Source organism: Microbulbifer sp. A4B17 (assembly GCF_003076275.1).
In the GTDB taxonomy this organism is placed as follows: domain Bacteria; phylum Pseudomonadota; class Gammaproteobacteria; order Pseudomonadales; family Cellvibrionaceae; genus Microbulbifer.
The window spans coordinates 162,176-174,712 of record NZ_CP029064.1 but is presented as its reverse complement, the minus strand read 5'-3'; the positions used below and the strand labels follow the sequence as shown (position 1 = coordinate 174,712).

At 43.7% G+C, this 12,537-nt stretch carries 16 protein-coding genes; 14 read left to right on the top strand and 2 right to left on the bottom strand.

Annotated elements, in window-relative coordinates:
• The first annotated feature begins 392 nt into the window (after positions 1–392).
• The 14 genes from BTJ40_RS00820 (at position 393) to BTJ40_RS00745 (ending at position 10,960) form a co-directional block, all read left to right on the top strand.
• The gene (locus BTJ40_RS00820) at positions 393–905 is read left to right on the top strand and encodes a hypothetical protein (RefSeq protein WP_108731338.1); all 513 of its coding nucleotides are present in this window, start codon (positions 393–395) and stop codon (positions 903–905) included.
• A 254-nt stretch (positions 906–1,159) separates the two neighbouring features.
• On the top strand, positions 1,160–1,651 hold the full coding sequence (locus BTJ40_RS00815; RefSeq protein ID WP_108731337.1) for a GNAT family N-acetyltransferase: 492 nt from the start codon (positions 1,160–1,162) through the stop codon (positions 1,649–1,651).
• Positions 1,652–2,072: 421 nt separating this feature from the next.
• A complete protein-coding gene (locus BTJ40_RS00805) occupies positions 2,073–2,471 on the top strand; it encodes a nuclear transport factor 2 family protein (protein WP_108731335.1) in 399 nt (132 codons plus the stop codon).
• Between the two features lie 823 nt (positions 2,472–3,294).
• Entirely contained in the window at positions 3,295–3,558 is a 264-nt protein-coding gene (locus BTJ40_RS00800; protein ID WP_108731334.1) for a hypothetical protein, read from the top strand.
• A 211-nt stretch (positions 3,559–3,769) separates the two neighbouring features.
• Complete coding sequence (locus BTJ40_RS22650) at positions 3,770–4,048, top strand: class I SAM-dependent methyltransferase (RefSeq protein ID WP_238152099.1); 279 nt, start codon at positions 3,770–3,772, stop codon at positions 4,046–4,048.
• An 82-nt stretch (positions 4,049–4,130) separates the two neighbouring features.
• Entirely contained in the window at positions 4,131–4,520 is a 390-nt protein-coding gene (locus BTJ40_RS00790; protein ID WP_108731333.1) for a VOC family protein, read from the top strand.
• Positions 4,521–4,543: 23 nt separating this feature from the next.
• On the top strand, positions 4,544–4,735 hold the full coding sequence (locus BTJ40_RS22995) for an MBL fold metallo-hydrolase (protein ID WP_108735115.1): 192 nt from the start codon (positions 4,544–4,546) through the stop codon (positions 4,733–4,735).
• Positions 4,736–5,141: 406 nt separating this feature from the next.
• Positions 5,142–6,320, top strand: coding sequence for an alpha/beta hydrolase (locus BTJ40_RS00775; protein ID WP_108731331.1), 1,179 nt, complete (start codon positions 5,142–5,144; stop codon positions 6,318–6,320).
• Positions 6,321–6,614: 294 nt separating this feature from the next.
• Positions 6,615–7,103, top strand: a complete 489-nt coding sequence (locus BTJ40_RS00770; protein ID WP_108731330.1) for an HD domain-containing protein — start codon at positions 6,615–6,617, stop codon at positions 7,101–7,103.
• A gap of 216 nt (positions 7,104–7,319) precedes the next feature.
• The gene (locus BTJ40_RS00765; RefSeq protein WP_108731329.1) at positions 7,320–8,000 is read left to right on the top strand and encodes an outer membrane beta-barrel protein; all 681 of its coding nucleotides are present in this window, start codon (positions 7,320–7,322) and stop codon (positions 7,998–8,000) included.
• A 528-nt stretch (positions 8,001–8,528) separates the two neighbouring features.
• A complete protein-coding gene (locus BTJ40_RS00760) occupies positions 8,529–8,891 on the top strand; it encodes a hypothetical protein (RefSeq protein WP_108731328.1) in 363 nt (120 codons plus the stop codon).
• Between the two features lie 95 nt (positions 8,892–8,986).
• The gene (locus BTJ40_RS00755; protein ID WP_108731327.1) at positions 8,987–9,316 is read left to right on the top strand and encodes an energy transducer TonB; all 330 of its coding nucleotides are present in this window, start codon (positions 8,987–8,989) and stop codon (positions 9,314–9,316) included.
• A 642-nt stretch (positions 9,317–9,958) separates the two neighbouring features.
• Positions 9,959–10,513, top strand: coding sequence for a hypothetical protein (locus tag BTJ40_RS00750; protein ID WP_157953846.1), 555 nt, complete (start codon positions 9,959–9,961; stop codon positions 10,511–10,513).
• A gap of 105 nt (positions 10,514–10,618) precedes the next feature.
• A complete protein-coding gene (locus tag BTJ40_RS00745) occupies positions 10,619–10,960 on the top strand; it encodes a hypothetical protein (RefSeq protein WP_157953845.1) in 342 nt (113 codons plus the stop codon).
• Positions 10,961–11,031: 71 nt separating this feature from the next.
• Here the strand turns inward: BTJ40_RS00745 and can are convergent, their stop codons facing one another.
• Positions 11,032–11,679 (bottom strand): carbonate dehydratase, encoded by a 648-nt coding sequence (gene can, locus BTJ40_RS00740; protein WP_108731324.1) that lies wholly within the window; start codon positions 11,677–11,679, stop codon positions 11,032–11,034.
• Position 11,680: 1 nt separating this feature from the next.
• Complete coding sequence (locus tag BTJ40_RS00735) at positions 11,681–12,505, bottom strand: peptidylprolyl isomerase (protein WP_108731323.1); 825 nt, start codon at positions 12,503–12,505, stop codon at positions 11,681–11,683.
• Positions 12,506–12,537: the final 32 nt, after the last annotated feature.

Genomic DNA, 12,537 nt, shown 5'->3' with positions numbered 1-12,537 from the left:
ATGTCTGACCCGCTTCATCATGTGAGAAGTAATTTTAAAACTAAAATGGGGTATACGGAGAATCTGATGTAATCTTTGATCCTCATAAGCTGAAGGACTAAGGATAGTTACTAATTTAAGTGTTAGTGGTATCCAAAAATATAAGGCTCCGAAGCCGAGGGCTTCATGCACATGGCCAATGATGCTTAAGAGAGGGGCACGGGAGACGAGTTCCCATATGGTCACCTTACTTCTGAAGGTGAAGGTGCTGGTGATCCGACTGGCGAGGCAGGGGGTGAAGACGATTTACCAAGGCTATACCCTACTTTGTATAATAAGTAGTTTTAACTTTGAATATTGTTTACAGAATACAGTGAACTAATAGAATTATGTGTAATTAGGAATACCCCACAATGAAATGGAGCAAGCTTAAATCTCTAGTTGAAGAAAAATTTTCTCCATCTTTGGATGGCCGAATTTCGATCAACAGTACCAGATATGGAAACTGTTCATGTGGACATGCTTGGTTGACTCTTGATAAGGAGGTCATAGCAAACTTCTGTACAAGGGCCTTTTGGAATAGAGCGAGTGGTAATTTCTATAGAAAAGATAATCGCTGGGTTACTGATTCCGATGTGCCTGAGTATGTAAGTGAAAAGCAGAAACTATCCTATGGTGAGGTGGAGTATGGAGAGTTATCTCGACAAGATGCCTATCAAGCCTGCTGGGAATTCGTTCATACTCTCAAAGTTGATGAAGCTATAAACTCCGAAAATCCATTGATTCAATCCCTAGCAACACTAGATAAGCGCTTAGGAAAACGTAGGCTTAAAGAAATAGACACTTCGACTTTACACCCACTAGCAAAAAAATTGTTGGCCATAAGGTTGGAATCAGAGGGATTAAGGATTACGGTTTGCACATAAGACATATGCTTCAACGTTATTCTAAAGATTTCAATTCCCTTGTTACGCATGAAATAATTGTTGAATACTAGGATAGATGTGTGAAAAAACCTAGGTTCATCCCTGGGTCTCGGATCTCATTTATAATGAGAGAATGACATTACTCGTAAACGCCCGATACTTACGATTGACAAGGATATAATACGGTCCTTCACATAGGATCACCTTCTTAATTTGCTGTCGTTCATGAGTCTCTACGGTAGAGTTTCTAAAAAATGCTTAAGCTAAGACAGTTTGATAAGTCTGATATTGATTCACTAATGTTGTACCTTAATGATAATGAGGTAACGCAATATATAACAGATGCTATACCTCAACCCTATACAGAGAGTGATGCTCGTTGGTGGGTTGAAAATAGTGAGAATTCAAGCCTAATAAAAGCGATCGAGTACAATGGAGAGCTTGTAGGATGTATATCGGCTAGGGTAGGTGAATTTGAATATAGCTGCGGCGCTGAGCTGGGTTACTGGATTGGAAGGAAGTTCTGGAACAATGGAATTGCTACTGAGGCAGTTCGAGTCTTTACGGATATGCTTTTTAAATATACAGATATCGTCCGGTTATTTGTTTCTGTAGTTTCCATAAATGGTGCATCTATTAGAGTCCTAGAGAAAAATGGCTATTTGTATGAAGGTACTCTTCGAAAAGCGTCATGTAAAAATGGCCAATACTTCGACGAATATTTATATTCAAAAATTAGTGAATGAGGATACTTGAAGTCAAGATCAATGGTTCATTGTATGGCCCACCCCTCCACCACAGGCTATACACTATGACTGAGTTCTTACATAAGTTTGCATGCTTCGATTGCCAGTCGCCTTTTGGCGCCAGGCGATTGAGGATGCATCATCTGGCTCAGCACACCAGTCTGATTTGAACATCATACATAAGTGTCAAATTGCGGTCCTCTTTACTGCCACCCGGATACCAAAGGTTTAAGCTGACCCACTTGCGCATCACAGAGCATTGGCCCAAAGCCGCTATAATCAAACTCGCGGGATAGGCTCCGCCTAGTTTGTTAAATTTCTTAAGCTGCATGACAGCTCGGTCAACCTTAGCGTTAGACAGTGGTAGGTGTCTGTCCATGCGTTCGACCACAATCGGACGCGAACGGAGAGGAATCGAAAAATGAATAGTGAACAGGCCGAAGCGTTTCTGGATGAGATGGCCAAAGCGGTATGTGATCCGAACGCTGATTCCAAGGTCACCGACCGCTACTTTACCGAAGACTTCGTGCAGGTTATCGATGACACGACGATTGGACGATCGCAACTCGATTCGCGTATCAATTTATTCCGAATGGAGTACTCGGCCGTCAGGTTCGATTACCTTTCCGTAATTGGCGAGGGCGATCGGATAGCTGATGTGCATCTGGTGCGCGCGAAGGCGAAAGATGGCCAACAGCTCACAATCAAGGTAATCAGCCTGTACACGCTAAGAGACGGTCGGATCTCGCGCGCCGAATCCCTTAGCCGCCTTATCGAAGGGAATCCGGAGGACCTGCAATTACTCGTGCGTGGCGAGTGAGCCGATAGGCCGGCCCCGATCTCGGTTTCACTGGAGACGATAACGCAAACCGCCTCCGGGTATCGTTTTGGCGAAGTCCTCCAACTTCCTCTCGAATTGCTTAATCAGCTTACGAGTCGCCCAGAGATTCATGGTCATCGAAGGCAACACCCAAGTGCAGACCGAGGTGCCGCTGTGTTCAACCATTTTTTATCCCCGCGCTGGTAGTTAGTGGGTTGGGCCTTCTTATGAGTCAGCAGCCATGCTGACAGCTTCATATCAGCAGGTTACACAGATCTCCCCAGATATGGGTTTGACTTTCACTACACAACTTCATCATTTACTCTACCCATTAGGTCACATGGCTTCAGTGCCCTTGACTACCTCGTCTCTAGGCTAAGCATTAAGTGATGTTTCTATTCGTCAATTTGTAGTTTTGCCAGCGGCACCCTCCCCCGAAGACCTCACTGTGTTACAGTTGCCATTCGCTGGTAGTTAGCATGTAATGGAATGCCATTAAATGGTGATCTTCCTACAGGGGACTTTCGCCCTATTAGTTCAGGCCTATGCTGGGCGTACCAAGTGCCTGCAATCTGATCTCCGGTTGCTGTCACCTTTTTTGCCAAAACCCTACCAAAAAGGCGCCAGTACTTTCCGGCAATTGAGGCGAGCGTATCTTTCATCGTAATTGGCGCTATTTATTATGCTCTTTAAGGGATCATGTAAATGTAACCGTTGGCAGGTTGAAGTTCAGTTAGCTCGACCGCTCGAAGGTTTGAATCCACGCGTTTGCGATTGTGATTATTGCCAAGCCAACCGGTTACGCATTATAAGTGATCCGAATATGTCAGTGGTTTTCATTGGTGATGGGATTTCAACTAAAAAAAATGGTGATCAGCTTGCTAATTTCTACCATTGCAAAGCTTGTAATGAACTACTAGCCGTAGGCTGCAATATAAATGGTCAGCTTCGCGGAGCAGTAAATTCCAATTTATTGCAAGACGTGAATAAACTTGGCAACCCTATTCAAATTCAGCCAAGACTGTTGAGTGCCGGTGAAAAGCTTGAACGTTGGGATAAGTTGTGGGGTGTCCTTAATGGGTTTTAAAAACATAAAATGTTAAGACTGTCGGGCGCTTCGGGCCGCAGCTTGAGACGTTATGAGTCAGGAATCAGCGCCGATAATGCCTTAGAACTGATATGGCTAGATCTGATAAGTTCTGGGATAGAAAGCAGAGGAATATGCTCGGAGCCCTATCGCTGATGAGGCAAGTTATCAGAAGAATCTCTCAGATACTCAGAAATTCTTTACGCCCGATATGAATATTTTGGAGTTTGGTTGTGGAACAGGGGCTACGGCGATTTACCACGCTCCGCATGTGCAACATATTGAAGCGGTAGATATATCCGAAAACATGCTCGAGATTGGTCGAACTAAGGCCAGGGAAGCCTGCATCGATAATATTATATTTACCAGAGCTACGTTAACCGAACTCAATGCTGAGTCTACAATTTTTGATGAAGTATTGTGGTGGGCTGAAGGCGGCGGGTATATTGGCCATACTAGTCAAATAGAGCCTAGCTCCGCGCCAACGTAAAATATGGATGATCTTTCTAAAACTTCGTTATGTCTCCAGAAATACAAACCATACTTAGATACTTAACATAGAGGATAGTCAAATGAATACAAATGCAGTTTGTTGGTTTGAAATTTATGTAAATAATATGGTGCGCGCAAAGTCCTTTTATGAAGCTGTTCTCAAGGAGGAGTTAACTCGACTAGACAATCCTGACGAAGTAAAAGATTTTCCTCAGCCCGAGATGTGGGCATTTCCAATGAAACAAGAGCCGGGTGCAAGCGGAGCAATTTGTAAAATGGATGGTGTTGAAGCTGGAGGTAATAGCACTCTGGTGTATTTTGATAGCGAAGATTGTTCTGTTGAACTGGCCAGAGTCGAGCCAGCAGGTGGGAAGGTAGTAGTGCCTAAAATGTCTATTGGAGAGTATGGTTTTATCGCAATAGCGCAAGATACCGAAGGAAATAATATCGGTTTTCATTCAATGAAATAGCTAGTTCTCACTAGCAAACATTAATTCACAACAAGCCAATCTCTTTCATTTTAAACACACACGCACATTCTGACCACACCGGTGGAAACGAGTACTTTGAAAAGCAAGGTGGAAAACTTGTTCAGAATACCTTTAACTTGGATAGCTTCATTCACATTAAAGTCAAGTCTCATTCAGCAATCGACAATATCTATTACCATAAGGAAAGTAATTGAATATTTGTCGGTGATGTATTCGATACCAGCTGGCACCCAGCATTTTATTCTGGCGGAATTAAAGGCTTTAATGAAGCGATTGATGCTATTTTAAATCTAGGTGATGAGCAAAGCTTGATAATACCGGGGCATGGTGTTCCATCAAGCAAATCCTCACTACTTGAATTCAGGAGAAATACTTTCGAGTGGACAAACAAAATTCAAGAGCTTCATCAAAAAGGGATCAATGTGGAAGGAATAATGATTGATACACAATTTAAGGGCATTTTGGAAAAATTCAATGTAAAGAACAAATCCCCATTCCTCCCCCAAAAATCTTATAGAAAATTTATAGAAAGAACTATTTTAGTGATTAATGACGAGAAAAGCTTATAAATAGGTATTAAACCCATATAGGAGGCTAAAAATGAGGCTATATATCAAGGTATTGTATGCGTTCTTTTTTTCTTTAGTTTCTTTGGGAGCCCAGGCTGTGCAGAGTTGGACGGTCGAAAACACCAAGGTAAATGCTCACCTTTACCCAGGTGAGGAGATGCTACTAACCAATGGCATAGAAACACTGAATTATTTTAAAGCTGGCGATCCTCAAAAACCTCTGGTGATCTTCGTTCCGGGTGGGTTTCATCTAGCTCGTGTCGCCTATGGCTACCCGGGCGGCGACAAGAAGGATTTTCTAGCCTATTGGTTTGGGCAGAAGGGTTTTTCTTTTCTTGGCGCGTCTTATCCGACCGGAAACAAGGTATATTCCAAGGTCTACCCTGGGTTCTCGATCCGTGACTGGGGCAGGCAAGTAGCTGCGGTCGCCAAACACTACGTGGACAAGCATGGGCTTTCGGGTGAGATCATTGTTCTTGGCTGGAGCGCAGGCGGACAGATTACCCAGTCAGTTTACGAGGCCTCACAGGCGGCCGGGCTGGATATGAGCCTTTACGTTTCAATTGCATCAACCCCACCTATCCCTTTGCTACTGGCTGCACCGGGTGCAATCTCAAAGTCAAAGAACGGTCTTTCGAAAGCCCCCCAATTCTACGAGCTGTTTAAGAGGTACGTGACTGCTCAGAACGAGATGAACGGGCACGTTATTATTCCTTGGGAGACGTTCGAGAGTGATGTACTCGGAGAAATTCCGGTCGCCCTAAATGCGATTATGATTGCGTCTCGCTATGAAAACGGTGACTTTGTGCAAGATCTGGATTGGGCAATTGCCGATACAGGTGCCCTTAAGGTAAACGACTTCCCTATGGTCGTCACAATCTCTGGTAACAAGGTGCTAGACAATGACCACGCGCTGACTGATCGAGGCAATTGGGGACTCTACCAGGTTCAGCATTTATACCGAAATATCGTGCTTCCTGCTTTGTCAAAATCTGAAGAAATTGCCCCCGAGAATTGGCAGAACTTAATGGATCAGTTGAGTTACACAACCTCCGGAGCACTAAACGCTCGTGTCCCTGGCAATCACTTCTTTTGGTACGGTGAAGTCGGAGCACGTGAAACAGTTACACAGGTCGAGATGTTGCGCTTACGTGTGGAAAATGTCCTCTCTTCTATTGAGGCGTCTGTGGCTAAACTTAATACACCGTAGTATTGCTTGTCCTGAAAAAAACTAACACGCCCCTCCATCAAATTGCTCGAAGGCTTTAATTAAAATCCGAACTGGGCTCTGAATGGACCAGTGCGTCCGTATCACGCCGAACTTTTAGCCCCATCCGAAACCGACCACTGCCGTGAATGGGTTGAGCTGTATTCATTGATTTTGGACACTCATAAATAAGGAGGCGCTCCTTGAAAGTAAAATCATCCAAGTATGGTTACTATACGACTTCCCAGACAAGCCAATTATGGAAAGTATTAGAAACCATCACTCTAAAGGGCAAATATGAGAGATAAAGCACGGAGTTTCGCTATCCAAGCACACGGAGATCAGAGGTATGGTAGCTTCCCATATTCGGTTCATCTTGATGAAGTAGCAAAGATCGCTAGCGAGTATGGCGAAGAAGCTGAAGTAATAGCGTATCTTCACGACGTGATTGAGGATACCGATGTAAGGGCTGAAGAGATCGAAGCTTCCTTTGGTGAGTTTGTATCCAGATGTGTGAGCATACTCAGCGATGAGCCTGGAGAAACCAGAAAAATAAGAAAGTCTGCAACATATCAAAAAATGTCAAGGGTTTCCGGGTCAGAGGAGCTTGCTTTGCTAGTTAAAGCCGCTGACCGCCTAGCTAATATGAGAGCTTGCCTTCGCTCTGGTGATGAAGAGTTCCTTAACATGTATAGAGCGGAGCATGAGGTTTTTCGTAAGTCAGCCTATCGGCCAAACCTCTGTGAAAGCATTTGGTCAGAAATAGAAGCAATACAAAATGCATAACAAAATAGGCAAGAGACTATGATTTTTGAGGGGCACAGGAGATAAATAAGACCTCAGAGTAGAAATATTGATAATTTACTTATAGTTTTAAACTGATATTCTGTTACTTAATTAATTGTGGTACTTAGAAAGTGCCGGCTATCTTGTTGCATATAGTAAGCCCTGTGACTCCCTACATTATATTTGATTCAAAAGCATCATATAAATGGATAAAATATGAACTTATTAAAACTAATGACTACATCTATACTATTAGTTGGTACTATTTCAGAAAGTTATGCAACTAGTAGCTTTTATGTAGGACTGGAACATCGGTACGATTCCATTGATGGCAACCTAACAACCAGCATTAACACAGTGACTTTAGCCGGCGATATGAGATATTCCCAGCAATATCAATCATCGGAAATACTAGCTACGTCATACGGTTCCTGGGGAGCTTATTTAGGGTATGAGTTCTATCCCGGTTTTTCAATTGAGGCAGGATACTCACAAAGTAAAAATGAGAAAGAATATTTTACTAATTCAACTATTGGCTTGTTAGATGGCGTTAGTGAGGCTCAACTTAAACATCTACGAATTGATTTACTAGGAAAATATACATTTAAAAACTACAACAATTTGAGCTTAATTGGCAATTTAGGAGTAATTTCAAGGGAGGCTGAGTCTCAAGTACAGTATGAAACAGAAGGTGGCTGTATAAATGAGGTCTCATGCAACCCCAACGTAATAACTAAGGATAGTGATAGCAATAGAAGTACACGGCCTCAATACGGAGTGGGTCTTCAATATAATCTTAGCAAAAATACTTCTACACGATTTATGATAAAAGGAATTCTAAATGATCCCGCCGATTCATCCTACTCAGCCTCTCTCGGAGCACAATATCATTTCTAGTTTGTTATCCATCTAAATGCGTTAGTTCGAAGGTAGCATGCTGATCTTATATCTGACAGTTACATATTTCCTTGTCTTGCCCTTTACGCTAAGCTATCAGAGAGTTGCTCCTTATTAGGGGCAGCTGAGTAAAAGGTCATATGTATCAATGAAAAAGCTGCTTAAAATATCAATGTTTGTTAGTTGCTTTGGAGTGTTGCTAGTTGGGGGGGTATTCCTCTTTTCAAGTCCCATAGCTTGCAGTACAGACTACGAGTTCCAAAAGTCGCTTGTTGTAAAACATATTGAATCTAAAGGTTGGCCAATAAAGCATCTGACTCCAATAGATAATCCTAATAACTGTTGCCAAACAAGTTTTCTTTATAGATCTGATACTCAACACATAAAGTTTGTTGTTGTCGCCGGCGCTAAAGTGACATGGTGGGACTTCAATGAACGCGGTTAATAGAAATTCGAAAAAATGGCACTATTGAACAGCTAGATCTTAATCAATTACTAACATCAGCCTTAAACTAAAGAAGAAGAAAAATGAAATGTCTACTCCTAACTCTTATTTTCCTTACCATTGGCGGCTGTGCTTCTCAAGAGCCGAGAGAAATTTTGCTACCTAAGATTATGAAAATTGAAGGTAAGAATTTTATTTCTGCAAATGTATTCAAAGAGTATGAATTAGAAATCAGCAGGCCAAATAGTGGCGAATTCACCGTAAATATACCGGAAAAAGAAGCACCAAATTACTATGCATGCGGTGGAATTTACTGGGACGAATCCCTATATGCTCAAAAGATTTTAGAAGAGGCAGATTTAGTATTGGATTTTAAAGGCATGAAAGAAGTTTGGGTCCCAATAGAAGGCGAACCTAAGAAACTATATATTTTCGAGGTTCGATAGCATAGCAAGTTTCTGTCTCCAATGGCTAACACGCCTTTCACCATGCTGGAGTAGGACGTTTTCATTCCAATAGGGTAAGAGAAAATCATTACGCTATGAGAACAGTTACATTATTTATATTGCTTTTTTTAGCTACATTTAGCCATTCTGAAGAAATTACCAATTGCCCCCAACACCTTCAGCGAATTGACGGATATGACTCTGGTTATCCAATCAGAGAGAACCGACGATCTGTAGATGGCTGGGTAGTTCTAACCGCTTGGCTTAATCCAGATGGAGGGTTAGAAGAGATCAACATTGTAGAAGCAGTGCCAGATAAATTTTTTGATCGATCTGTTTTAAAGGCTGCAAGAAGTTGGAAGTTCGGCTGGTCGGGTAGTTGGTGTAAATATAGAACTAAGATTAGCTTCGTATTTAGTGGCTGACCATTTTATGATTAAGTCACTTACAAGTACGTTAATATAAACTATGAAAAGATACGGTTACAGATTCACCAAAGATGATGGCGGGCTATCTAGGTTGAGTGGGCTCCGCTTCTTTATAGGGCTATGTGCTTTTTTCAGTACAATCGCCAGCTTGATTTTGTCTGGTGAGAGCTACTTAAAACTATACTTAGCCTCACTCTTCACTTTTTGGCTTGCGACCTTCTTGGCCGAGGTTACCCCCAAAGTAAGATCCTACCCAGTAGTATTTTTTGCAGCATTGGCATCTATCATTTTTTGGCGTGATCCGAGAAATGTTTTTATAATACGTCAATGTGAAAAATGGCAGTGTGTTGATGTTGAAGATTTGAGCGGTAAAATAATATATTGGGGTTTTTGTGGGTTAGTAATAATTGCTTCTCTGTGGTCTTTACGACGGCACTCAGGGTAGTTATTTTAGAGAGGAGAGTGTTACTATCCTAAGAAGTTAAATTCCAGTCACAATAGCAAGAAAGCTTAAATAAATTATTGCCCCTTATGCTAAGGATGAATGCTGACACCAATTTGTAAGTGATGTATTTACTAATACTTTTGGTGCTTCGCACCATAATTCCGCTCATCAATTACAAGGTTATCAAGCCATTCATGAAAATTTTTATACTTTTTATAGCGCTAATACTTTCTATAAAAGTATCAGCCGATCAGCCGCCTGATTGGCAAGACTATATTGTTACTTCAGAAAACCGGAAATGGACTGCATTAATAAGTAGAGACCATATTACCCAAGATCCCTGGACAGATAACTGGATGCTTTCTGTCTACGAGGGTTTTAAATATCCATTCCCTAGACCAGATTTTGTTCCAGTTTGGTCTAGAGCCTATGATCACCATGGATATTCAGAGGGAATACTGTCAGATGACGGTGAGATATTTGTCTATGTTGAATTTTGGTATAGAGAAAACTACCCCGTCGTTAAGATATCTAAAAAAGACTGTGCTATATCAAAAAATGGTTCTTTTTTTAATATTGGTGAACATTTAGAAAAAAGTATATCACATCAACTCTGGCTTAATCGTGGTGGCAAAATTGAATTCCTTTCTATAAATTCCAAGCCTTACATTAAAGTTCAGACTTTGGCTGGAGATCGATATGTGTCAACAACCTGTGGGGAGCAGGCTTTACAACCTCAAGCAGGTTAGTCTGACTTTTCAGGGACTGATAATGGGTCGCAATACTAGTGTAGGCGTTACATATCAATGATCTGCGATCAATGTAGTAAACAATTCAATAGTAACGAAATTAGGATGTCCTTGTACGGTTTCTGCCCTGACTGTGGGCAGAAGTTGCAGCTCTACTATGTTTTAGAGGGGTATTGGTGCGGGGTTCTTGGATCGGCCCTGCCTATCTATATTTTGATTCTCAGCCCGAATAGCGGCAGTTTATTCTTGCCTATTGCTGTCTTGGGACCACTTGTCACATTTGCGGTTTTGTATCTATTTATTAGGCATTTAGGCAAGAAGTTTTATAGATCAAAAGTGGAGTTTGAAAAGTGGCGTTTTCTGAAAGAGCTTGCTGGAGCAATTGTTGGGTTTACGTCAATCTTTCTGTGGTTCTATTTGGCGATTCAATTCATGGGCAGTGAATAGATATAACCAGTTACTCAAATTCCTCCAAGGCAAAAGACTATTTTAGAGGCCATGAACTTGAGAGGAGAATCTCACCGCTCCTCCTGCACCTCACCATAAACATGATAAATCTCCGGTACCTGGCCACGGTCGTCCATCCGCATTCCCAGATCTCTAATCAGGCCATCGCGAATATCGTAGATCCAGCCGTGCAGGCTGAGGCGTTGGCCTCGATCCCAGGCGTGCTGGACTATTTTGGTCATGGCCAGGTTTTGTACCTGTGCCATCACATTTAACTCGCACAATCGTGCCGAACGCGATTCTTTATCGAGGGATTCCAGTTCCTGCCGGTGTCGGGCGTAAACATCCTTGATATGGCGCAGCCAGTTATCCACCAGGCCACATTCGCTGTGGCCCATAGCTGCTTGTACTCCGCCGCAGCCGTAATGGCCACACACCACAACGTGTTCAACCTTAAGCACTTCTACCGCGTATTGCAGCACTGAGAGGCAATTAAAGTCTGTGTGTACCACCACGTTGGCAATATTGCGGTGCACAAACAACTCCCCCGGTGCCATGCCCACAATCTCGTTGGCGGGCACGCGGGAATCGGAACAGCCGATCCATAAATACTTGGGTACTTGCAGGCGGCTCAGGCGTTGGAAAAACTCCGGGTCCTGTGCCGTCCTATCCTCCGCCCAGGCTCGATTGCGTGCGAACAGTTGGCGAATCTCTGCCACCTCAGTGGGCCTCCCCCGATAAATCCAGGCCGGAGATTTGCGCGGCCTGCACCATTTTTTGCAGGTAGTCGCTGGTCATCTGGCGGCGGCGTTTTTCGGTCAGGTATTCCTCGATTCGCTCCGAGACATATTCGTATTCCAGTGGGCGGCCCGGTTCGCATTGCTCTACATAAATCAGGTGTACACCGTAGGGTGTCTCCACGGGTTCCTCTACCAAACCAATGCCCTGCTCGAACACTGCACGCTCGAAGGAGGCGACGGTATCACCGCGCCCCACTTGGCCGAGGCTGCCGCCGGCTTCGGCGGAGGAACAGGCGGAGTGGGATTGCGCTAACTGGGCGAAGGCTTGCAGCGGATTGGCATCGGCACGGATCTGCTTGAGCATATCCTCGGCGGCGGCGCGCGCTTTGGCGCAGGCTTCGGAATCATCCGGTGCGGCCGGGATCAGGATATGGCGCACTTCGGCGAGAGGATCGGAGCGAAATTTATGTGGGTGGGCTTCGAAATAGGCGCGGCATTCGGCTTCACTGGCCGGGCTCACTTGCAACTCACCTTTCAAAAGATCTGAAACGGCGTGATCGAAGGCCTCACTGTGCAGGTCTTCATCGGCAGCGCAAAGCCCCTGCCCTGCAGCCTTTTCCCGTAACAGCCAACCGATAACCAATGCCCGTGCGGCGCGGTAAATCGCTTGGCGCGGGGAGTTGGCGGTCTGATATTGCATCTCCTGGTAAATCAGGTCTGCAGGGATTTCATTGCCGTTAACGGCCACGGCTTCAGCCAGTTCGAATTCGCGCCCGGCGGCGTCGGAAGCCAGTAATGCACTCATGACTCTACTCCACACAAGGCCCGCTCTTGGCG

Bases quoted from the DNA above. Each gene is read 5' to 3' on its own strand.
- BTJ40_RS00820 (WP_108731338.1), top strand. From the start codon at position 393: ATGAAATGGAGCAAGCTTAAATCTCTAGTTGAAGAAAAATTTTCTCCA.
- BTJ40_RS00815 (WP_108731337.1), top strand. From the start codon at position 1,160: ATGCTTAAGCTAAGACAGTTTGATAAGTCTGATATTGATTCACTAATG.
- BTJ40_RS00805 (WP_108731335.1), top strand. From the start codon at position 2,073: ATGAATAGTGAACAGGCCGAAGCGTTTCTGGATGAGATGGCCAAAGCG.
- BTJ40_RS00800 (WP_108731334.1), top strand. From the start codon at position 3,295: ATGTCAGTGGTTTTCATTGGTGATGGGATTTCAACTAAAAAAAATGGT.
- BTJ40_RS22650 (WP_238152099.1), top strand. From the start codon at position 3,770: ATGAATATTTTGGAGTTTGGTTGTGGAACAGGGGCTACGGCGATTTAC.
- BTJ40_RS00790 (WP_108731333.1), top strand. From the start codon at position 4,131: ATGAATACAAATGCAGTTTGTTGGTTTGAAATTTATGTAAATAATATG.
- BTJ40_RS00775 (WP_108731331.1), top strand. From the start codon at position 5,142: ATGAGGCTATATATCAAGGTATTGTATGCGTTCTTTTTTTCTTTAGTT.
- BTJ40_RS00770 (WP_108731330.1), top strand. From the start codon at position 6,615: ATGAGAGATAAAGCACGGAGTTTCGCTATCCAAGCACACGGAGATCAG.
- BTJ40_RS00765 (WP_108731329.1), top strand. From the start codon at position 7,320: ATGAACTTATTAAAACTAATGACTACATCTATACTATTAGTTGGTACT.
- BTJ40_RS00760 (WP_108731328.1), top strand. From the start codon at position 8,529: ATGAAATGTCTACTCCTAACTCTTATTTTCCTTACCATTGGCGGCTGT.
- BTJ40_RS00755 (WP_108731327.1), top strand. From the start codon at position 8,987: ATGAGAACAGTTACATTATTTATATTGCTTTTTTTAGCTACATTTAGC.
- BTJ40_RS00750 (WP_157953846.1), top strand. From the start codon at position 9,959: ATGAAAATTTTTATACTTTTTATAGCGCTAATACTTTCTATAAAAGTA.
- BTJ40_RS00745 (WP_157953845.1), top strand. From the start codon at position 10,619: ATGTCCTTGTACGGTTTCTGCCCTGACTGTGGGCAGAAGTTGCAGCTC.
- BTJ40_RS00735 (WP_108731323.1), bottom strand. From the start codon at position 12,505: ATGAGTGCATTACTGGCTTCCGACGCCGCCGGGCGCGAATTCGAACTG.